This window comes from Phycisphaerae bacterium (genome assembly GCA_035384605.1).
In the GTDB taxonomy this organism is placed as follows: domain Bacteria; phylum Planctomycetota; class Phycisphaerae; order UBA1845; family PWPN01; genus JAUCQB01.
On sequence record DAOOIV010000022.1, the window covers coordinates 1 to 21,384 of the forward strand.

The 21,384-nt window shown below is 60.8% G+C and carries 13 protein-coding genes and 1 tRNA gene; 8 read left to right on the plus strand and 6 right to left on the minus strand.

Features of this window, described 5'->3' with window-relative positions; genetic code table 11:
- The 7 genes from PLL20_07410 to PLL20_07440 form a co-directional block, all read left to right on the plus strand.
- Positions 1 to 421, plus strand: a 421-nt coding sequence (locus PLL20_07410) for a hypothetical protein (protein HPD29805.1), incomplete at its 5' end; no start/stop codon positions are given.
- A 63-nt stretch (positions 422 to 484) separates the two neighbouring features.
- Positions 485 to 1,756, plus strand: coding sequence for a YkgJ family cysteine cluster protein (locus tag PLL20_07415; protein HPD29806.1), 1,272 nt, complete (start codon positions 485 to 487; stop codon positions 1,754 to 1,756).
- Between the two features lie 221 nt (positions 1,757 to 1,977).
- A complete protein-coding gene (locus PLL20_07420) occupies positions 1,978 to 3,015 on the plus strand; it encodes a sugar phosphate isomerase/epimerase family protein (GenBank protein HPD29807.1) in 1,038 nt (345 codons plus the stop codon).
- A gap of 938 nt (positions 3,016 to 3,953) precedes the next feature.
- A complete protein-coding gene (locus PLL20_07425) occupies positions 3,954 to 5,081 on the plus strand; it encodes an SDR family oxidoreductase (protein ID HPD29808.1) in 1,128 nt (375 codons plus the stop codon).
- The gene (locus PLL20_07430) at positions 5,071 to 6,054 is read left to right on the plus strand and encodes a DUF2156 domain-containing protein (protein HPD29809.1); all 984 of its coding nucleotides are present in this window, start codon (positions 5,071 to 5,073) and stop codon (positions 6,052 to 6,054) included. The genes PLL20_07425 and PLL20_07430 overlap by 11 nt, the downstream gene beginning before the upstream one ends.
- A gap of 129 nt (positions 6,055 to 6,183) precedes the next feature.
- Entirely contained in the window at positions 6,184 to 7,812 is a 1,629-nt protein-coding gene (locus tag PLL20_07435) for an NADP-dependent glyceraldehyde-3-phosphate dehydrogenase (GenBank protein ID HPD29810.1), read from the plus strand.
- A 225-nt stretch (positions 7,813 to 8,037) separates the two neighbouring features.
- Positions 8,038 to 8,982 carry an NAD(P)H-binding protein gene (locus PLL20_07440; GenBank protein HPD29811.1) on the plus strand — a complete coding sequence of 315 codons (945 nt, stop codon included), beginning with the start codon at positions 8,038 to 8,040 and terminating at the stop codon, positions 8,980 to 8,982.
- A gap of 275 nt (positions 8,983 to 9,257) precedes the next feature.
- Here the strand turns inward: PLL20_07440 and PLL20_07445 are convergent, their stop codons facing one another.
- The 6 genes from PLL20_07445 to PLL20_07470 all read right to left on the minus strand — a co-directional run bounded on the left by PLL20_07445 (position 9,258) and on the right by PLL20_07470 (position 16,771).
- Complete coding sequence (locus PLL20_07445) at positions 9,258 to 11,795, minus strand: DUF1080 domain-containing protein (GenBank protein HPD29812.1); 2,538 nt, start codon at positions 11,793 to 11,795, stop codon at positions 9,258 to 9,260.
- A 410-nt stretch (positions 11,796 to 12,205) separates the two neighbouring features.
- Entirely contained in the window at positions 12,206 to 14,239 is a 2,034-nt protein-coding gene (locus PLL20_07450) for a DUF2961 domain-containing protein (GenBank protein ID HPD29813.1), read from the minus strand.
- Between the two features lie 499 nt (positions 14,240 to 14,738).
- Complete coding sequence (locus PLL20_07455) at positions 14,739 to 15,125, minus strand: hypothetical protein (GenBank protein HPD29814.1); 387 nt, start codon at positions 15,123 to 15,125, stop codon at positions 14,739 to 14,741.
- A gap of 260 nt (positions 15,126 to 15,385) precedes the next feature.
- Positions 15,386 to 15,458, minus strand: a tRNA-Ala gene (locus tag PLL20_07460).
- A 414-nt stretch (positions 15,459 to 15,872) separates the two neighbouring features.
- Positions 15,873 to 16,295 (minus strand): PEGA domain-containing protein, encoded by a 423-nt coding sequence (locus tag PLL20_07465; GenBank protein HPD29815.1) that lies wholly within the window; start codon positions 16,293 to 16,295, stop codon positions 15,873 to 15,875.
- Positions 16,292 to 16,771, minus strand: a complete 480-nt coding sequence (locus PLL20_07470) for a metallophosphoesterase (GenBank protein ID HPD29816.1) — start codon at positions 16,769 to 16,771, stop codon at positions 16,292 to 16,294. Before PLL20_07470 ends, PLL20_07465 begins: the two co-directional genes overlap by 4 nt.
- A 161-nt stretch (positions 16,772 to 16,932) precedes the next feature.
- Here PLL20_07470 and PLL20_07475 point away from each other — a divergent pair, with 161 nt between their 5' ends.
- Positions 16,933 to 21,381: a hypothetical protein gene (locus PLL20_07475; protein HPD29817.1), complete on the plus strand. Its 4,449-nt coding sequence runs from the start codon at positions 16,933 to 16,935 to the stop codon at positions 21,379 to 21,381.
- The last annotated feature ends 3 nt before the right edge of the window (positions 21,382 to 21,384 follow it).

A 21,384-nucleotide genomic window follows, 5' to 3' on the forward strand; every position in this document is an offset into this window, starting at 1 on the left:
ACCATCTGGACGGACCTTCTCGGTTAAGCCGACCGTCTCGGGGGATCGTAAATATGTGACCATGGAGCTGATTCCGACCGTCTATGCCAGTGAACTGCAAGACGTGGTCGACGCGACGGGACCCATGAAACTCCCGAATATCAGCACCACCTCTATTGCGACGACGGTGACCGTCCCCGATCGCGGCTGGCTGCTCTTGGGCGGCCTGAAGCAGGCCGGTGAGACCGAAGTTGAAGCGGGTGTCCCGATCCTCAGCAAGATCCCGATCCTCAAGCGGGCCTACACCAACAGGTCACGCGTGAAAGACGAACGGACGCTTCTGTTGCTCGTGAAGCCAACCATCATTATTCAGGGCGAGATCGAGGAAGAGGCGTTCCCGAATCTCGTCACCGTCAACCAGGGCGGCATTGGTGGAGGCTGAGCGCAGCCCGAGACCGGTTGTCCGAGCGGGTCCTGCGCACGGTGTGCGTGCCGTGGCAAGCCCATGACCAAGACGGTGCCTATCCGTTTACCGTTGTTCCAGCGGTTTGACTGCCATCGGTGCGGTTACTGCTGCCGCAACCTGGTTGTCAACGTTGACGCCGATGAGCGACGGCGGATCATTTCGGCCGGCTGGGCGGCCAGACTCGCCGGGACAAGGCTTTTCGAGAGCTATCGGCTCTCCGGTCGCCGATATTACTGTCTTGCCCATCGGCCGGAGGGCGGCTGCATCTTTCTTCGTCAAGACGGTCTCTGCCGGTTGCAGGCCGAGAGCGGTCGGGAAATCAAGCCGCTGGCCTGTCGCCTGTACCCTTTTGCTCCAAGTCCCGGCGCGGATGTCGTACGAGTCGATCTTCGCTTCGACTGCCCCTCGGTTGCGGCAAACAAGGGACGCCCTCTGAGCGTACACGCCGCCGAGATCGCGTCGCTGGCAACCGAGATCGGGGCTCGCCCCATGTCGCATGCCCCGAGTTGGCGGGGTCAGCGAAGCTTGACGGCGCGAGAATTCACCTCCATTGCGGCGGCGTTTGAGGGTCTTCTGCGACGGGAAAGCCTGTCGATTCGGTTGCGACTGTTGGCCGGATGCCGGCTTCTCGATCTGGTTTACGGTCTGGAGATCGCGAAGGTCCGCGACGACCGGTTCGATGAGCTGATGACACTGCTGGCCGATGCGGTCTTTGAAGAGGTTCGGAAGGCCTCCCCCGGTCTGCCGTCCGCTGTCGCGCCGGCCAGGGCCGGCAAGCTGTTTCGCCAATGGGTGTTTCTCCATTCGCTGACCGAGGGGCCGCAGGATCGGGCCCTCGGCCTGGCCGGGAGGTGGATACGTTCGTGGCGACGATACAGGGAATCCCGCAGTTTTTCGGCCGGCGGCGGCCCCATTCCCGCCTGCCGGCCCGAGTGGCCGTCAGTCCGTTTTGAGGATCTGGGCCGGGTCGGCCCGGCCGCCGACGAGGCCCTGGAACCCATCTGTCGGTCGATGCGCGTGAAACTGGAGACCCACGCGTTTTCCGGGCCGGCCTACTTCGGATACGAGACCTTGGCCGGTCTAACCGCCCTTTGGCTGATGCCTGCCGTTGTCGGCTGGTTTGCCCGGCTTGAGGCCTTGGCCAAAGGATTGCCTACCCTGACCGCCGAGGCGGTGATCGGGGGGCTTCGCCAGGTACACCATACGTTCGGTATTTCGCCGGTCTTCGGCCGAATCAGCGAGCGATTCCGCCTCCGGGCGTTGGCTCGACCGGGTATCCCGGCTGCGATCCTGGCCGAGTACGGTCCCTGACGACGGGGCGACAGACAGCTTGTGTCGACCTGCCCGATTGCCAACCCTGTCCGACCCGTGGTAACATTTGCGGCCTGAATAGGCTGGCGGCAGGCGGTTTCGGCCCGAACAAGAAGTATGAGGTTCTTACGGGCGATTTGTGCCGCTGGGTTGAAGTGCGGATTCGCAGGGGCGCCGGCTTGGGCGCCGGTTGGTCTTCGTTGATGAAAGGATGGCCTGAAATGGCACGACCCGTCACGCTGTTCACCGGTCAATGGGCGGATTTGAAGTTCGATGTCATCTGCAAGAAGGCTAAGAAACTCGGCTACGATGGGATCGAACTGCCTTGCTGGGGAGATCACTTCGAGGTCAGCAAGGCTCTCGAGGACCGCAGCTACTGTAAACGGAAATGGGAGGTGCTGCAAAAGAACGGTCTGGCCTGCTACGCGATCAGCAACCATCTGGTTGGCCAAGCGGTCTGCGACCTCATCGACGAGCGCCACAAATCGATCCTTCCGCCGCACGTTTGGGGCGATGGGAAGCCCGAAGGCGTCCGCACCCGGGCCGCCGCCGAGATGATGGACACGGCCCGCGCCGCCCGCAAGTTCTTCGATGCCGCCCCGGGCACCGTTAAGAAGAACCTGAAGCGCGTGGTCGTTAACGGTTTCACCGGCAGCAGCATCTGGTACCTGCTCTATTCCTTCCCCCCGGTCCTGCCCGGTCAGATCGACGCGGGCTACAAGGATTTCGCCAAGCGATTCATTCCCATCCTTGATGTGTTCGATCGGGAGGATGTCTACTTCGGACTGGAAGTTCATCCCACCGAGATCGCGTTTGACATCGCTTCCGCCGCTCGAGCGATCGAGGCGGTTAAAGGGCACAAGCGATTCGGCTTCAACTATGATCCCAGCCACTTCGGCTATCAGGGGGTCGACTACGTTCGGTTCCTCAGGGAGTTTGGCGACCGGATTTTCCACGTGCACATGAAAGACGTGTATTGGTCGAGTACGCCGACACGAGCGGGGGTGTTCGGCGGGCACCTGGACTTCGGGCACCCGGACCGTTCGTGGGAATTCCGGTCGCTTGGCCATGGCTGCATCAATTTCGAAGAGATCATTCGAACGCTGAACCAAATCGGTTATGACGGCCCGCTGTCCGTGGAATGGGAGGATGCCGGCATGGACCGCGAGCACGGTGCTGCCGAGGCCTGCGCGTTCGTCCGCAAGGTCGATTTTCCCTCGTCCCAGATTGTCTTCGACGCGCAGTTCGCCAAGAAATGAGGGGCATGATGCGAAACCCGTCTTTCCCGGCGGGACCATAGGCAACGGCAAAAGCCTGCGGACCTGCGTCTGCAGGCTTTCTTCTTGTCGTCATCACGTCAGAAACGGCAGTTTGGGAAAGATGTCCTCCGATAGCGCGGGGTCGGGAAGGCTTCGTCTCGGCCGATCAGCGTCCACATCGAAGGCGGAAGTAACGGTTATTCGCCGAGGTGACCAGAAGGCATTCTACCCCTCGTTATGGGGGCATCACCGCCCAATCGAAAACAGGAGAAACCGGGCTGTTGATAGCCGCACGAGTATGTGCTTGGTTTTCTTTTGAATCCCGTTGTCCGTAAAGAGTTATCGATTGCCAAAAGGGCTGTCGCGACCGCTGAGCGGGCTCACGACGCATCGCCGCCACCTAGGATAACTTCCTAAGCGTCAGCGCTTCCATGGATGCCCATAGCGGTCGCGTGTCTCTTAGCAACTCTTCAGAATTCGATTACTCTGATGCGTATCATTTTCTGGCAAATATAGTGGATGGTGATCGGGGTGCGCCATTATCGGACCGAACCCGTGGTGCTGTTATTGGAGGTGACAGATGATTGGGTCGTGGGGGCACTTTGGCAAGGTGCGCAACGGGAGAAAGGTGGTAACTTGGGTGATTAAGATGAGCCCCATGTGAGACATACGCAATTTTTGCGCTTTGTCTTCTTTGAGAAGGCGGATGCCTGCAACTACAAAATCGGGTGGTTGTACCGAAGTTCGGGCAAAAAACTCTTGAAAAAAAAGCGCGATTGCTGCTACACTGACATCCCGCAGTGTGGCATTGAGGAGGAGTGGTACGAAGGACTTGAAACGGGAAAGTTGCGGACAGCTCGCGAAATCGACTGGTTGGCGGCTTGCGGTTTGCGGCCTGTCAGGACCGCGGGCGTGTCGACAGGGGGAGGTCGATTGAGATGGCCAAAGAGATACTCATCACGGGAGCGAGTGGTTTTCTTGGTCGAGCACTGGCCAAGGGTCTGCTCTTGGAGAGCGACGACACGCTTCACGTGCTTGTCAGGTCTGACAAGGCTGAGTGCACCCTGAGGCGCCATTTCGGCGATCTTGTTTCGTCGCGCGTGCATTTTGTTCGAGGGGATATCACCGAATCGGGTTGTGGGGTCGAGCAGGAGGTCCGGACACGACTCAACGGCAAGATCGACGAGCTGTGGCATCTGGCGGCCTCCACGACGTTCGATGACACCAGGGCGGACGAGATACGCCGGGCGAACGTGGGCGGTACGGAAAACATCCTGTCGCTGGCAAGGCATTTCGACAGGCTGGACCGGTTCTACTATATGAGCACGGCCTACGTCTGCGGGAAACGCACGGACGTCATCGACGAGGACAACATTGACGCCAGTGAGGGTTTCAAGAACGTCTACGAGAACACCAAGTGGCAGTGCGAAAGGATCGTACGAGCTTCGGGGCTGCCTTTCACGATCATTCGCCCGAGTATTCTGGTCGGCGACTCACGAAACGGCGACTCGATGGGTGAAGCGAGGATGATGTACGGCTATCTGCTCGCCCTTTACCATGCGGCCCTTCACGCCGTCGGGGGGAGCGCTGAATACTCCCGGTATTGGCACCGGGCGGCCACAGGCCGATGGATCAACGTGAATGCGCGGCTGTACGGCTCGGGCGACGTGACCAAGAACGTGGTCACCGTCGATGATGTCATACGGGTTTGCATGGCAATCCGGGCCTCAGGGAGTCTGGCCGAGAATCAGACGTTCAATGTGGTCAACAGTCGCAACCTTCCGATCGCGTACATCGTTGATTCAATGCAGCGAGCGATGCGGCTCGCCGGTTATTACTATGATGCCTCGTTGCCGCCGACGGGTCTGGTGACGGACAACAAGGTCGAGCGGGCCGCGTATCGGAGTACGCGTCCATTTTTTCCCTATGCCAAGTACACGGAGCCCAGTTGGGTCTGCAATCACCGCCCGATTTCGGACGTGTCTCGCGTGACGATGACTGAGGAGCTGTTTGACTTTCTGATGCGGCGGTTCGTGGAGGACACGCTCGTGTCCAATGCTCGGTGACACCGTGCAGCGTTTCTCGTTTCAGCAGCGGCTCGACTATCTTCGGCAGTTCGGCACACACTGCATGGCCTACTCCACGCTCCAACCGGGCATGCGGTACCACGACATGCCGGCCGTGGGTTATATTGCCTACCGGCAGTATTGCGGGACGCGTTTTGTCCTGGGAGACCCCGTCTGCGCGTTTGCCGATATACCTCGGATCGTGGGAGAGGTCCTTCGCGAGCACCCTCAGACCTGTTTTGTCCAGATCCGTGAGCACACCGCGACGATGCTCCGCGATGAATTCGGTTTGCGTTCTCTGCACATGGGCGTGGAGACGCTGTTGCCGCTGGCCCGCTGGAACCTGACCGGCAAGAGAAAACAGGTGGTCAGAACGGCCCGCAACCAGGCCATGGAACGTGGCATCACCGTTGAGGAGGACGGCAGCAGCCCGCGTGAGGAGCTCGCGCGAATCTCCGAGGAATGGCTGGGCACCAGGCGGGTCAAGAGCAGGCAAATGTCTTTTCTCGTGCGACCGTTTGACATGCAGCTCAACGGGGACACCCGCATGTTCGTTGCCCGGCGCGACGGACGACTGACGGGTTTTGCCGTGTTCGACCCCATCTACTCGCAGGGCCGAGTCATCGGGTACACGCCGGATATCACGAGGTCGAGCCAGGATTTCAGACAGGGGGTCTATTACTGCCTGGTTACCGCCGCTGCCGAACGATTCAAGGAGGAGGGCGCCGAGATTCTCAACCTTGGTCTTTCGCCGCTGGCCGTCAATAACGGTACCCCTCGCTCGGAAAGCCGGCTGGTGACTCTCGGCTTGGAGCTGCTCTTTGAACGAGGCAACCGCTTCTACAATTTCAAGGGCGTATGTTTCACCAAGTCCCGGTTTTGTGGTACCGAGATTCCGGTCTTCTTCTCGCACCCCAACCGCTACCCTTTCCGCGAGATTCTCTCGGTGCTGAGTCTGTCCAACGTGCTGTGATACCGCCACTCGGGCAAGCATGGCAGGATGGCTCATTCTGCGGGCGTGTTGTGTCTTCGCCGCGCGGTGATACACTGTTGAGCCGACGACGGACGTTCTTGTCGCCTTTCCGCTTGTTGGAGGCTTTCCATGGCCACAATGGTCAACTCACCCGCGCCCGTCTTCCCGCGGACCGAAGAGATTCCCGAAAACCTCAGGATCGGCTATTACGAGGCCGGGGCCCGTTACCTGATCGATGGGCGGGTACATACCTGGACAGGGCCGTGCGAGGAGGTGTTGTCGCCCGTTTGCGTGGCGGGTGCCGACGGGGCGGTGCAATACAGGCTGGGGCACTACCCGCTGATGGCCGAGGCCGAGTCGCTTCAGGCTCTCGATGCGGCCTGTAAGGCTTACGCGAAGGGTTGCGGCGACTGGCCGACGATGTCCGTTGCGGATCGCATCCGTCACGTGGAGGCGTTCATGCCGCGCATGCAGGCGGTTCGCGACGAGGTGGTCAAGCTGCTCATGTGGGAGATCGGCAAGACCCTGCCCGACGCAACCAAGGAGTTCGATCGCACGCTCGAGTACGTCGCCGATACCATTGACGCACTCAAGGATCTGGACCGCATCAGTTCGCGGTTCGCGGTCGAGCAGGGATTCGTGGCCCAGGTTCGCCGCAGCCCGCTTGGTGTGGTACTGTGCATGGGGCCGTACAACTACCCGCTCAATGAGACGTTCACGACGTTGATCCCGGCCCTGATCATGGGCAACACGGTCATCTTCAAGCCGCCGAAATACGGTGTGCTTCTGCACGCGCCGCTCCTGCAGGCTTTTGCCGATTCCTTCCCGCCCGGCGTGGTGAACACGGTTTACGGAGACGGACCGGTCGTTGTCGGGCCCTTGATGACCAGCGGCCGGGTCGACGTGCTGGCGTTCATCGGTTCGGCCAGAGTCGCATCCATCCTCAAGCATCAGCACCCGCGGCCCAACCGCCTGCGGTGCGTTCTCGGTCTGGAGGCCAAGAACGCGGCCGTTGTCCTGCCCGATGCCGATCTCGATCTGGCGGTCAAGGAGTGCCTGTTGGGCGCAACGTCGTACAACGGCCAGCGGTGCACGGCGATTAAGATCATTTTTGTTCAGCGCCGTCTGGCCGAGACGTTCTGCGGCAAGTTCTGCGACGCGCTCGGCAAACTGAAAGTCGGCATGCCCTGGGAGGAGGGGGTCACGATCACGCCGCTGCCGGAACAGGGTAAGCCCGAGTGGCTGGCCGAACTGGTAAGCGATGCCGTTACCGCTGGTGCTCGGGTGATCAATGAGGCCGGCGGGACGATCGACCACACGATGTACTATCCGGCGGTTGTCTACCCCGCCAAGCCGGACATGCGCATTTGCCAGGTCGAGCAGTTCGGGCCGGTCACGCCGATCGTGCCGTACGACGATGAACAGGAGGTCATCGACTGGCTGACCGAGTCGCCTTACGGCCAGCAGGTGGCCTTGTTCGGCTCGGATCCCGAGCAGTTGAGCGAAATCATCGATTCGGCCGTCAACCAGGTGTGCCGGGTGAACCTCAACAGCCAGTGTCAACGCGGGCCGGACAAGTTCCCCTTCACCGGCCGCAAGGACTCGGCCGAGGGAACGCTGTCGGTCTCGGATGCTCTGAGGGTGTTCTCGATTCGCAGCCTGGTTGCCGCCAAGGCCACCGACTACAACGAGCAGATCATCTCGAAGATCGTGATCGGACGTCACTCGCGCTTTCTGTCGACGGATTTCATTTTCTAGACTGCCAGGCTCTTCGGCTGTTAGACTTTTAGAACCTTGCGGCCGGATATCTGTGCGGCTTGCGCGCATGTTTCCGGATCACAGAGCCCTTGGACTGCGGCCCGCAAAAAGGCGGTCCGCCTTAGGATAGGTGGTAGGCCGAGGCATGACGATGAAGGACGGCACTATCGAATTCGTTGCCCTCAGCTTCTTCCGAATAGTCTAACGGCCTAACAGTCTGACAGTATGATGAGCTATCAAGACATTCACGTCGTTACCGGCGCGTTCGGCTATTCCGGCCGGTACATCGCCAGGCGGCTGCTCGATCGGGATTGTGCCGTCCGCACGCTGACCAACTCAACCGCCCGTCGGCACGATTTCGGCGATCGCATCGAGGTTCATCCTTTCCATTTCGGCGAGCCGGAGAAGATGAGGCGCTCTCTGGCGGGAGCGAGCGTGCTGTACAATACCTACTGGGTGCGTTTCAACCACAAGGGCTTCTCCCACGCGGAAGCGGTGCGGAACACGATCTCGCTGTTCGAGGCCGCCAAGGCCGCCGGCGTTCAGCGGATCGTCCATGTGAGTATCACCAATCCGTCTGAGGATTCGCCGCTGGAGTACTTTCGCGGCAAGGCCGCGTTGGAGCGGTATCTGCGGGACCTCGGCGTTTCGTACGCGATCCTGAGGCCGGCCGTCCTGTTCGGCAAGGAAGACATCCTGATCAACAACATCGCCTGGCTGCTCAGAAGATTCCCGTTTTTTGGGGTGTTCGGCGACGGGCAGTATCGCATCCAGCCGATCTACGTCGACGATCTGGCCCGGTTGGCCGTCGAGCAGGGCCTCAGTCGCGAGAATGTGGTCATCAACGCCATCGGAGTGGAAACGTTCACTTACCGGCAGCTCGTCGCGACGATCGGCGAGATCATCGGCAAACCTCGACGGATCATTTCAGTCTCGCCGACGTGCGGGTACGTCTTGAGTCGGGTGATCGGGAGGCTGGTCGGGGATGTCGTGCTGACTCGGGAGGAGATTGAGGGGCTTATGCAAGGCCTGTTGTATGTGAATGCGCCGCCTGCCGGCCAGACGCGCCTGACTGATTGGGTCCGCCGTCACGCCGATACGCTCGGACTGCGTTACACGAGTGAGTTGGCCAGGCGTCGCGACCGTACCAGCCGCTATGCCTCGAATTGAGAGACGAGTCGTCACTCTTCAGTTCTCAGTCGTCAGTCGTGGGGCGTAAGAATGTGTGTGAAGACGGCAGGGCATGGTCGGAGCCCTGCGAAGTCTGACGGACGAAGCAGGGCGGAGACCTGCCGGTGTTGGCTGCAGAATATGGCAGGTCTCGGTCGCCAAGGCGACCTCGACACTGCCCTACCGGACCGCTCCGTCGGTTTTCGCACGCAGTCCGAGGCGATTGAAGCCGTGACCACGAACCTTGTTGCCGTCTTCTGAAGAACCGTGAACTATCAAGGTGAGACTCGAATGTTATCGAATCGCACGTCCATACCCTTGTAGGCAAACAAGCCCACCGAGCCGGATGGGTATGTGCCGTCTTCGGTGGTGATGACCGTCTGTCCGTTGACCGAGCAGGCGATCTTGCTCCCCTTCACCTCGACGTGCAGATGGATCCACGACCCGGCAGCGATCGGATCGGGGGTTTGCTGCTCTGCGATGAGAAGGGGATTGGAGAAATGGTTGACCTCAGCCGGTCCGGGTTCGCCTTTTGCGTCAGCGGATTGCAGGCCGTCCTTGCGAGCCCGCCACAGCCTGCACTTCTTGTGTGCGGGGTCGATCACCAGGTAGTAGCCTTGGACTCGTCGGCCGTTGCCGCCGCCCTCATCCTCCATGTCGGCCCGGAACCAGAGACCCAACGTTCCTTTGTCGGATCGGGCGTCGGCCTCGAAGCTGTAGTCTGCCCATGTTTCCCCACCACGCAGCAGAATCATCGCGTCATGTGCTCCTCGCTCGGCGTTGTCGACTCCGCGAGCCGCATCGTGGCGAAGACATCCGCCGGGCTTGCCGCCGTCGTTGCTCCAATACCACTGTTGCGGTTTCAGCCGCCAGTAGTTCAGGAACGGTACCCACGCCGCGTCCGGCTTCTCGCAATCAGTCTGGTAAGGCAATGACAGCGGCGTAATCGTTTCTTCGGTGCGGATCACCCGTTCGAGTCGTGTGACGTTGACCATCAGCCGCTCGCTGCCGTATCGAAGATTGACGATACCCGAGTCCCATGCCGAGTTGAGATAAGGTGATTCAAACGTGCCGTATCCTTCGAGATCCAACGGCTGGCCATCGAGAAGAGGCAGTTGGCCGTACCTCAGTGTCAGGGTGAAGCGTTCCGCTGACGGCCCGGCATTGCCCTGCGAACAGCTTTCGTAGCTCACCGTGTTTTCTTCCTGCTTGATAGTATTGTCCAGCACGTCCGCGCGGAATCGCGAGAAATCGCCCTTGTAGTCGCTGGTTCCGGCGACTTCGAGAACGAAAGGCGCCTGTGGATTCTCGAACTTGACGAAATCACCAAAAACTGAGGGATCGTCTGCGCCGGCCCACTTCCAGGCGGCACCGATCACCCGGTAAGCGAGGAAAGTCCCGCCGGCCCGGGCGAAGATCCAGCCCTGCTGTTCGGCGACTTCGTCGAATTCCTTTGTGGCCAGATAAGCCTGCCCCACGCTCCCACGGCCGAGGACGACGTTCTTGTATTGGACGCAATCAACGGTCGAGGTCGCCGACGCCTCCCGTTCCGCCGGCACGAGGTCGGCGTAGACCGCCCGCCGTGTGCTGCCCGAGATCCGCAGAACGCTGCTGAGCGGCAGGGCTCGGGACGCTCCGAACAGACCGTCGACCTCCTGGAACGAGCCGAGAATGAAATCGGGGGTGACCCAGGCGTACACCCTGGAGCTGAACACCTCGGGCGGCGGCGAACTCTGGCCGGGCTTCGCCCGGAGCAGGTTGTGGTAGCGGCCTGGCCGGCGAGCCTTGAACTCGTAGCAGCCTCGCTCGGGGCCGGCCGTTGCCAACGCCGTGACCGCTTTGGGCGGCACATATCGGCTGGTGGCCAGAAGCGGCGCCCCCAGCACGCCATAGTAATGCGGCCGGCCTTGGTCGAAGAGCATGTACATGCACGGGTAGCTGCCGCTGCATTGAGCGTCCCGACGGCTATTGTGATTGAACTCGGCGGGGAGTATGCCGTCGTGGGCGGGCTGATAAACGCGGCAGGCGGGGCCGCAGAGCATGCCTTCGAGGTTCAGGGCCGCGTGTTCGGCAAACAACACGTCCAAGCCAAGCTCGGCGATTTGGCGCAACCTGGGGTCTTCGGCCCACTCGGCCACCATGACGAGACAGCCGATTTCCTTCTCCACGTAGCACGGCGAGTTGTACTCCAGCCAACCCTTTCTGATATGCTCAATGATGAAGAGCGCGATGTGCCGGGACATCTCCGCCACGGCGTTGTGGTCTCGGTCCAGTTGGGCGGTCATCAGATTCCACGTGTGCCCCATGAAGGCATGGTTTTCCGTGGCCCCGAATTCCCAAATCGAGGGATTGATTCTTCGCGGTGCCGGCAAGGCATGCATGATGTCGAGCAGACGCTTCCTTGCAGCCGGGCTCAGCGAAGGATCATCGCGGAAAAGGTAGTAGGCGTGAATGGCCTCGCATACCCGCATATCGGGATCGATCTTTTCGTCCAATGGCATGGCGGCGAAGAAGGCGTCGGCCTTTGAGACCTCCTCGCGATTGCGTTTCAGATGCATGGCGGCCAGCGCACCCGACCAGTTCGGCTCGATCTCGTCGAATTTCCACTCCTCGTGTTTCCACTGGATGGGATGGCCTGCAGCCGCCCAGTCGTCAGCGAGACGCCCAAGAAACTCGCGTTTTCGCTTTTCAACGGCCACGGCTGAATCAATGTCGGGGCTGGTCGCCGCGCACACGCCTGAGGTACACGCCGCGATCAACAGCGATGCGCAAACCGTGCGCCGGGCCGGAGTCTGCCGAATCAGGTTCATCATTGCGAGCTCTCCCGTCGTTCAGGGCGCAATCGCCGATCGAGATGACGCATGGAGAATACTCAGATTCCGTCGCGCGTCCAGTCGGTGCCCAGCGTTGAACGGCGGAGTGAGCCGGCTGCATCGGGTCGCCTTCTCTCGTAACCCAGGTCAATAATCCATGACCAGACCCGGACGACCAACGAAGCCCGATGTGCGAATCACGAACGGAATCCGAGGTCTGCCTTGGTGGGATCCGCCGGCTACGCTCACCACAGCAAGCAGGACGGTCGAACTTGTGGCGAACGCTTCTGTTTGGCGACAACCTGCGTAAACCCCAAGCAACACCGACCACGTCCTTTGAGATGAGGGCGCGGTCGGTGATCGACTCGATGGTTGCCGGCACAGGCTCGACAGACCGGTCGTTTGCGGCTTTACTTCAGCAACAGGTAGTCGAGGCCGAACATGTAATCCTTCTTGGCCTTGCTGTTGGCTCCGACGATTTCCGCCGTCAGGAGGTTTCGGCCTTCCTTGAGGTCAAACGTTCCGAGGTCCAGCTCATCGGTCCGGCCCACGCCGTCGGCCTGAAAGAGGTCGATGGGGTCGCCGGCCTTCTGACCGTTGACGTAAAGCTGAACAATGCCGTAATCGACGGCTTTGGTCAGCCGGACGATCACGTGTTTGCTGCCGGCCTCTTTGGCCTGGAACGCCAGCGTCAATTTGTCGCCGGGTTTGCCCTGGGTCCACCACAGATGGTTTTCACTGCTCCATCCACCCAGTTCCTGCGTGCTGGTGGCGCCGGTTTTCTCGACCACCTCCATTGTTTCGCCTTCGATCGCGCCCGGCACCTTGTTGATCGGCAGGACGGGCATGGGTTCGATCTTGACGTCGTCCCTGGTGATCGGGCCGAAGAACCAGTCGTCCCAGCAGCCCGACTTGGCGTACCAGTAGCTGATCGCGGCCCGCGTCGTGTCACAAACCGGGTTCCAGTGCCAGTTCTCGATGTCGAACTTGAACGACTTGGTGAATGGAATGTCATCGATGATGTGGAACCGGTTCACGCTGGTGTTGCCGAAGTTGCCCGGGCCGTCGCATCGCGGCTGATTGTGGTAGGCGTGGACGAACCGCTCATTGCAGCACCAGGCGTAGCCGTAGTAATCCTCGGTCCCGGTGCCGAAATGGCTGGGAAACGTCTCCCCGTCGACATAGATCTTCTCATCGCCCTCGCCCCACCAATCCTTTACCGGGTTGATGATGTGCAGTGAGCCGCCGACGAAACGGCCGTGGCCGCTGCAAGCCAGGTGGCCCCAGTCGGTCATCGGCCGGCTGGGAAGGTTCTTCTCGATCCGCCATTTGGCGTGGAAGAGCAAGCTCTTGTCGTTCCACTCCCAGGGCATCACGGCGACCGCGCCGGACACGCGGACTTCCTGCTCGCCGAGGTTCTTGATCCTGATGACCGCCTTCTTGTTGAACGGCATCCACCAATGGCACCAGAGGTCCTGCGGCTTGTCCTTGGTAATGCCCAGCGGCAGCGAATCGTAGGGCGTCAGGCCGGGTGCGGTGCCGAAGAAGTCGCCGATGGGGGATTCGACGGTCTTTTCGAGGACAGGCTGGCCGGTCTTTTCATCTTTTTTGTCGCCATGGAAACTCATGTAGAGGACAATCTGGCGGGCGGCGGCGTCGAGATCACCGGCATCGAGGCGGACGAGGAAGCCGCAGATGGCCTTCGGGCCCTCCATCTCCCAGAGTACGGCCTCTTTATCGGGAGCGAGGCTGACCTCGAAGGGGCTCTTGGTTCGCTCGTCCGGTGGGCCCCCGCCCTGGCGGGGGTTGGACAACCTGTCGGCCACATCCTTAATCTTGTCGGCGAGTCTCTGGGTGTCTTCCATGGTGAAGGTCTTGACCTCGGTGCCGGCCGGCCAGGTGCGGTAGTTGACGTGATAGTAAAAGCCGCCTTCGTCGCTGGTCACCTTGCAGTGTTTGGCGTAGGCGATGGGGAAGTAGAGGTTCCACCCGCGCGACCGCTCCCCGGCAATCGGCTTGGGAAAGCCGGGCACTTCGCCGCCCAGCAGTTTGGTCATCGGGGTCTCGATAGCCGGCTTGTCGGCCTTGTCGAGGTAGATCCGCAGGGTGCCCTTGGGATTGGCTGACCAGATGCGAACGATTGCTCCGGGGCCGGGGGTGTCCATCATGACGTGCTCCTTGCGACCGTCCTTGTCCTCGATTCGCAGGTATTGGCCGCAGTCGCCGTTGGCGAAGTAACCCTGGAAGTCGCTGTGGCTCTTGGAGGCTCGGTCCCAACTCGAGAACTGCTTTGTGACATACGGCGGTTCGGGCAGGGTTGCCAATCGTCTCAGGTCGGTCATCTCGTTGAGCAGCGATTCGGTATCGATCGCGGCGATGGCCGACGAGAACCACACGGTCGTCATTGCGAGTGCCAGTAAGGCTTTCATGGATGTGGGTTTCATCTTGGCTCTCCTGTTTGATGAAGGTCATCTGTCCGGCAAGCCACTGCGGCAAAGGGGTATTGTGGCCGGGTCGGGCAAAAAGGCAAGTAGCGCGGCAACGACTGTCTGGAGGCGGGCTCGGGAGGGGCACGACTTCGGCAAGGTCATGTGGATCCCAAGGGCAGGACTGATAGGAGCACTTGTCAGGACGAGGGGCGAGTCTGTTTGGCGCGGGCACGCCGCGCGGAGAACGTCGGAAGGAGGTTTAGGAGATTGAAGATCAGTCTGCCGCGTGTCTGGCGCGCATGTGGCACACAGGTTCCTGGATCACAATCCGTTTTCGTTCCGGCCCGCTGAAAGTCGGTCTGCTTCAGGTCGTTCTTCAGTAACGCCGACTCGGCTAAGCCGGCCGGCTTTGCCGCGGCGAGCGTCCCCCTCGGCGTTTTTCCCCAGTAGCGCCGACACGCCCGTCGGCGATTCCTGCCACTATGACCGCGCCGATGATAGAACATCCGGAGTGTTATTCGTGTAGTCTCCATGGCTTTGCGATCGGTTCATGAAAGGAGGCGCCATGTCTGACGACACCACGACGTTCCTTGGGGAGTATGGGACTGTATTGACGGTTACGATTCATCAAGGGCGTATCGCATCTACTGTGCCAGTCGTCAGGGTTCTGTTCCATCCACCGTTGGCTCAGCACGGCCGCCCATTGTTGCGGTGCCTCATCCTCGCTGAGTTGGGACAGTCTCTTGCCCAGGCAACACACTTCAGGAATCCGGTCCAAGCCCATCAACTTGCCCCGTGCTCCCGGGGTCTCGTACTGAAGATCGCTTTCTTCGGCCACCTCATGGCGGGGACGGCCGAGATCGAGCCGTCGTTGGGCCTGGCCGACGATCTCAGCGGTCATGACCGACGAACCCCGACCCCGCCGGGGTCGATAGAAACCGTGGATTCCCTCATGGGAAAAACCCGATTAACGGCCGAGATCAGGAGGTCTGAGCCTTGACCTGTGCCCTTGTTAATCCGGTAGCGCGGCGCTCGCTTGGGTTTGGCGGAGACGACCGACCTCGTCGCAGGTGGTACGACTCGCATTTGGCCCTTGGTTACGGCCGCTCCGCCGGACGGTGGGTCTTCGCAACTCGCGAAGTCAGCGGGAATTACGTCAACTGGAGCCGATGAGATTCGAACTCACGACCTCTTGCATGCCATGCAAGCGCTCTCCCAACTGAGCTACGGCCCCGGCGGGATTATCTCTGTCTGCGGTGTCCGCGTTCAATAAAGTTCTGCCCCGTCGGGATTTCCCGACCCGGTCAGACTCTCTTATTACATCGGCAGAGGGTCGATCCGTCAAGAGGGCTGTCGGCGCGACCCGACGCCGGGGTCCAGACACTCCTGGCGGCTCTCTCCGGCCCTCCACCACTCGGGTGGGTTCAAGGGTCCGGCGGGCCGGGGAGAAAGGTAGGTCAAACGGCCCTCCACCACTCGGGTGGGTCAAGCGAAACCCACGGCAGACTCCTATGAGCCGGGCCAAGCGGCCTCCCACCGCTCGCGTGCGTCAAAAAGGGGCAGGACCGGAGGGTGCCGCACCTCAAGGGAGCCGGCCTCGAAGCACAGTCCGAGACAGCATCACGGCCGGGCCGGGGACTCCTCGCGGTCAATCTTCCCCAAAAATGGCTCGGTCGCGGAACTCCTCGGCGTTTTTCAAGAGATCGTCCCGGGAAATCGGCTCGCCGGCCGGTTCGAGCTCAAAGGTGTATTCTCGCTTGTCGTGGATGGGAAAAGGCCAGAGCACTTCCGCAAAGAAATCGACACCCGGAGTCTGGTACCACGGCGTCACCACGAACTGGTTTGTCTGAAGCGTCTTGTAGCCTTCTTTTTCGAGAATGACACTGTAGTCGCCGTACCAGGTGAAATCGATGCTCACCGGCGAGGTGCCGACTTCCTGATCGTTCAGGATGACGCGGGCTCCCTGTGGTGCGGTGTTGATGGTCATGGTCCGGCGTACACAGCCGGAAACGGCCGGCATCATGATTGCCAGGCCAAGCAGGGCCGGCCGCCAACCGAGTCGGTCCATCATGGAGTCACCTCGACAATCTCAGCGGAGAGGCTGTTGGTGTCCAGGATCGCCACCGTGCACCTTCCGGACAGCCATCCGCAGCACTCCCCAGGGTTGAGTAACAACCTGTCGCCTTGCCTTTCATTGACCACCTCATGGGTGTGCCCCGTGATGATGACATCAGCCCGCTCCACATCGTGGGGCGTACACCAATCAAGGTAGTGATGCACGAGGATACGCTTTCCCCCCGTCTCGATCCAGAGAGGCCCGTCCCGGATCTGCGGAAGCGTCCGCTTCAGGCCGTCACGCTCACCGTCGTTGTTCCCGTAGATCACGTGCAGCGGCCCGCTCCAGGACTGCATGCTGCGGGCTGCAAAAGGAGCCACGAGGTCACCGGCATGGACTACAGCCTCGACCTGCCGCTGCCGGAAGAGTTCGAGTGCCCGGGCAATGGCGGGCAGTCGGTCATGAGTATCGGACAAAATGCCTATCTTCATCGCCGGTCACCCGGTACCGAATGATACAACATCACCGCCGTGAAGAGTTTATACTCCGATCGCCGGCACCGGACAAGCACCTTTCGAGCTGTGGCACGACCTCCGTCCTGACATGAACTCGGTTGTGGTCGGGCGGCGCGCCAACTACAATCGGCTGTCTCATGAGCGATGAACAGTCCAGGCCGGACGCGGCCACCGACCCAGCTTCTCAACCCTCTGTCCGGCAATCCGTCCGGAAGTGGCTGTTGCGCGTCTTCTTCTCATTTGTCGCCGTCGTGGTCATCGCCTATGGGACTTTGCCTTACTGGTTGCCCACGGGTTGGCTGGCCAGGCAATTCGAGAACCAGCTTTCAACGGACCTCAACCGCAAGGTACGCATCGGAGCGATCCGCGTCGGATGGCGGCACGGAGTCTCAATTGAGAATCTGACCATCGCGGAACGGAGCGACCAACCTGATGAGCTGCTGGCACGCATCGGCCGCATCGCCTGCGGTTTCACGCCGCTTACCACTCTCAGAACCGGCAGAGTCGATCGTCTCGAGATCATCGAACCGGAGATCTGGCTGGCTTTCGACGATGAAGGCCGCCTGATCAGCCTCCAAGACCTCGGGGCACGCTCCACCAGCCGAAGCGGTTTCCCCACGTGGGAGTATCGTATTCGACGCGCCTCATGTCACCTCCGGATGCCTACCCTGGTGCAGACTTTTCGCATCGATGATTTGACATGCCGGATCGACAAGCCCGCCGGAGTCCTCGAGGTGTCCGGGCAGACAATCATTCATCGTAATGACCCTGTGCTCTCTCCAGGGGAAACCGCCACGGCAAGACTTCTGATCGACGGCAGAGTGATCACGCCGAAGCTCCGCAAAGACATGGTGCTTCACGGACAAGCCCGTGTCGAGTGGGAAGGCCTGGCGATTACGGACCTGCCGCTGTTGGTGGCCATGCACTTTCCGATAGAGCAAGTGGACGGCTCCACAGACGGCACACTTGCCTTCTCCGTGCAACCCGACCTGCGCATTGAGTACGACCTCTCGCTCGCGCTCAAAAGCGTGCAGATCCTGAAGAGCGGGACCACGGAGCCTGCCCAGGTGCCGGATGCTCGCTTCACGGGCAAAGGGTTGTGGGACCCCCCTACCGACCGTTTTGCCTTGTACGAATTCGACTACGAAACGCAGGCTATTCATCTTCGCGGCGCAGGTGATGCTGATCAGCCGGCATTCGCAATGGATCCGGCCGGGGATACGCCCTTGACCATCCGCCTGTCTGGCCGGGTGAAAGACTGGGTTGCGCTCGGTCACGAGTTCCCGGATGTGGCCGAGTGGACACAATCCGCGACGGCTCGGATCGAGGGGGCTGCCAATCTCTCGCTCGATTTCACCAGCCACCAGAATGACAACCGCCTGATAGCCGACGTCGATGGGCGAGAACTGAAGCTTGGCATAGGACCGGCGGCTTCGGAGTATCTGTGCGCCGATCCGGGCATGACTAAGCGGCTTCGCCTGGATATTACCCACGATCACCAGACAGGCAAGTACACGCAGAGACAATTGTCGTTGTCGATCGGCAGCACGACCCTTGAGTCTCATGGAGAAATGGTCGTTCCCGCCATCGAGGCTCGTGACGGATGGGAATGGTTGGCGGCCGTGTTTCCCAGCCTTCGGTGGGAACTGACGGTCCGCACCAAGGACTTGGCCGAGATCTCACGCCTGCGGCCGCCGGAGCGTGTCCCGAGCGAGCTCCTCCGGGGACGCGGACCGGCGGAGATGACATTCTCGCTCATTCCGCAGGATGGGCAGTCGCGTCTTGACGTATCGATTCACGTGCCGGCCGAGACGACGGTGAATCTCGGACCTCGTCGGATGGTCAAGCCCGCCGGTCACCCCTTCTCGCTGACCGCCGGACTCGGGATTCCGCATCAGTTCGCGGGCAGGCTGGAAAATCCCGTATTCAGTATCACATACGGGCAGGCAGGTGTTCAACTGAATTCAGAACAGGCCCAGGCCGAAGTTCTTGCGACCCTGGAGGAAGGGCGTTCGGTTGATTTCGTGGATCTCCGCGACGAGAGAGCGGGTACCACGGCGGTTCTCAATGCGAGGTGGATGCTGCCGCTGAGCGTGAAGGGCGTGGAACCGCTGGCCGGCTTGTTTCCGGATGTGACCGCCGCGATCGGCCAAGGAAATCTCGAAGGGGACGCGTCTCTCTCGATCATGGGTCGATTCGTCAGCGGGGCCGGCGACTGGCTGGTACGTAATGAGCTGCTGCTGAGCGCCCGCGGTCTGACGGCGCGATGGCGGGATCTGCTCGACAAGCCGGCCGATGAGCCGCTGGATATTGCGTTTGCCCATGAGTGCCAGTCCATCGACGGACAATGCGAGCAATCGCTACACGCATTGCTGCGGCAGCCGGCGGGAGAAATCAGCGGCTCAGTGATCTTTTCGGAGGGCCGGGAGGAGGACGGAGGTGACGACTTCGAAGTCGTGACCGTGGGTGCGCGTATTGAAGACCTCGAGCGGTTCGTCTCCTTGTCACCGGCGCTCCGCGTCTTTCTGAGCGACGCCCGGATCTCCGGCGGCGTCCGGATGCAGTGTCAGTGTCTGTCATCAGACGGCCGTTCCAACGGGTTTGTCTCTCTTGATGCAGACAAGGCCGGATTCACGACCGGCCGCACGGCCCCGCTGGTCAAGAAACCCGGGACGCCGGCACAAATGCGCCTGGAGTGGAGTAGTGAGCATCTCCCCGGATCGACCGCAGACCGGCGGTTCCGTTTGGTCGATGGTTCCGTCCAAATAAGTCGTTTCACGATCGAGAAACTGACCGGGCAGGTCTCCATTGATCCGGGGGATCCGTCCTTTCATCTCCTCAACTGGGCTCGGCATGCTGTCGCAAGCAAACGATTACCCCCCCGACTCAGGTCGGCAGCTTTGCAGCTTGCCGGCAGAATCGAGGTCGACGATCCGTCGTGGACGAAGAACCCTGTTTGGGAGCAATGGCGCAAGTGGCTCAACCTCACGGGTAATGCCGGCTGGCGTCTTGAGACCGTGTTGGATGAGAACCTCTTTTCCTTGAAGGGACAGCTGGATGGACGGGAAATCGGTCTGTCATGCGATCTTGGCCAACGGTGGGTTCCAACGCTTTCAAAGCCTCCTGGAACACCGGCAGACCTCCGGTTCCATCTCGCGGCGGCCCGGCTTCCCGAATCTCAGTGCATCGACATCGAGGCAAGAGACATCGAGTTCGATCTCAACGGCAACACGCTGAGAATGGGCGGGTTGTTGCAGGTAACCGCCGACGAAGACGGTGCGTGGCAACCGCGTAAACTCGACGTCGACTGCTCTGTTCATCTAACGGACCCGGTCGCTGTCCGGGAGGCACTGCCAGGTTGCCGTTTTGAAATGCTGGAGGGCGCCGCTTTCGGAAGGGCTGTTGCCGGCGGCACGCTGCAACAGCTTGATGTGTCGCTTATCGAAGTCGGCTTCGACCGATTGCTCGTCGGCATCGGCGACAAACCCCTCGGACTGGATGGGCAGATCGTCCTTGATCGGCAATTGCTCCGCTTCGACCAACTGGCCTGCTCATGGGGCCAATCGAAAGGGTGCATCGCGGGGGTGTTCTACGCCGAGGACGGCGAGCGGCCCAGGCGCGCCCGCCTCGGAATGGTGCTCGAACAGTTCAACCAGCCCGAATTGGCGGCGCTGATCATAAAGCTTCCGCTTGCGCCATCAACCGACTCTCAGCCCGCGGGCGAGGCAACGAGGGTGAGGCGGCGGATCGTCGAGTTCCTGCATCGCCTCGACTTGGATTTGGATATCCGCGTCGAAGAAGGCACGGTCGTTCTGCCTAAGGATGTACAGGTCGAGGCTGAAGCGGCGGTCAACCGCGTCGCAATCAAGGACGGTTATGTCAACATGAGCTTCGGGGCGATCGTGGACGGCGGAACCGTAGCGGGTTCTTTCACGACCGATCTGAAGCGAACAGAGCCGACGTTCTACCTCAAATACGCCGCCAACCGGATCCAGCCGGGCCCATTGGTCGATCGCTATCTCGCTCTGACCTTCCCCGGCATGAAAGCCACCGGACCGCTGACGATCATCGACGAGACCTATCAGAAGCTCCTGCCGGCCGCGGACGAGCCCAACTATGAAGTCGGCGAGGGCGAATTGATGATCGAGGGCGGCTCGGTCGCCGGGCGGGCTGCGCCCCTTTGGATGACCAACATCTTTCCCGGGCTCAATTTCGCTACCTTCGAGTTCTCGTACATGCACTCATGGTTCAAGAAGTTCGAGGACGGGCGCATCCGTCACCAGATGATCTTTCAGGGCAGGTTTTACAATGTCTACATGGTCGGCGAGTGCGACGCCCAGGGGTTCATGTCGTATGACGTGGGCATTGATTTCCTGGCCAATTTCGACAGCAGGTATTGGGCCGAATCGGGCCAGGGACGCATCCCGCTGTTCACCAAGACGGGCAGGATGATGCCCGACGGGTCATTGGCCAACGAAGAGGTGGTCTACGTGCCGCGCAAGTTCATCATGAGCCTGCTGGTCAAGAACAACCCCGTGGTCACGGCATATCACGCCGTTCGCAAGCGGGTGCGCGGCGAACAGTGAGGT

Coding starts and splice junctions, on each gene's coding strand:
- PLL20_07415 (HPD29806.1), top strand. CDS start 485: ATGACCAAGACGGTGCCTATCCGTTTACCGTTGTTCCAGCGGTTTGAC.
- PLL20_07420 (HPD29807.1), top strand. CDS start 1,978: ATGGCACGACCCGTCACGCTGTTCACCGGTCAATGGGCGGATTTGAAG.
- PLL20_07425 (HPD29808.1), top strand. CDS start 3,954: ATGGCCAAAGAGATACTCATCACGGGAGCGAGTGGTTTTCTTGGTCGA.
- PLL20_07430 (HPD29809.1), top strand. CDS start 5,071: ATGCTCGGTGACACCGTGCAGCGTTTCTCGTTTCAGCAGCGGCTCGAC.
- PLL20_07435 (HPD29810.1), top strand. CDS start 6,184: ATGGCCACAATGGTCAACTCACCCGCGCCCGTCTTCCCGCGGACCGAA.
- PLL20_07440 (HPD29811.1), top strand. CDS start 8,038: ATGATGAGCTATCAAGACATTCACGTCGTTACCGGCGCGTTCGGCTAT.
- PLL20_07445 (HPD29812.1), bottom strand. CDS start 11,795: ATGATGAACCTGATTCGGCAGACTCCGGCCCGGCGCACGGTTTGCGCA.
- PLL20_07450 (HPD29813.1), bottom strand. CDS start 14,239: ATGAAACCCACATCCATGAAAGCCTTACTGGCACTCGCAATGACGACC.
- PLL20_07455 (HPD29814.1), bottom strand. CDS start 15,125: ATGACCGCTGAGATCGTCGGCCAGGCCCAACGACGGCTCGATCTCGGC.
- PLL20_07465 (HPD29815.1), bottom strand. CDS start 16,295: ATGATGGACCGACTCGGTTGGCGGCCGGCCCTGCTTGGCCTGGCAATC.
- PLL20_07470 (HPD29816.1), bottom strand. CDS start 16,771: ATGAAGATAGGCATTTTGTCCGATACTCATGACCGACTGCCCGCCATT.
- PLL20_07475 (HPD29817.1), top strand. CDS start 16,933: ATGAGCGATGAACAGTCCAGGCCGGACGCGGCCACCGACCCAGCTTCT.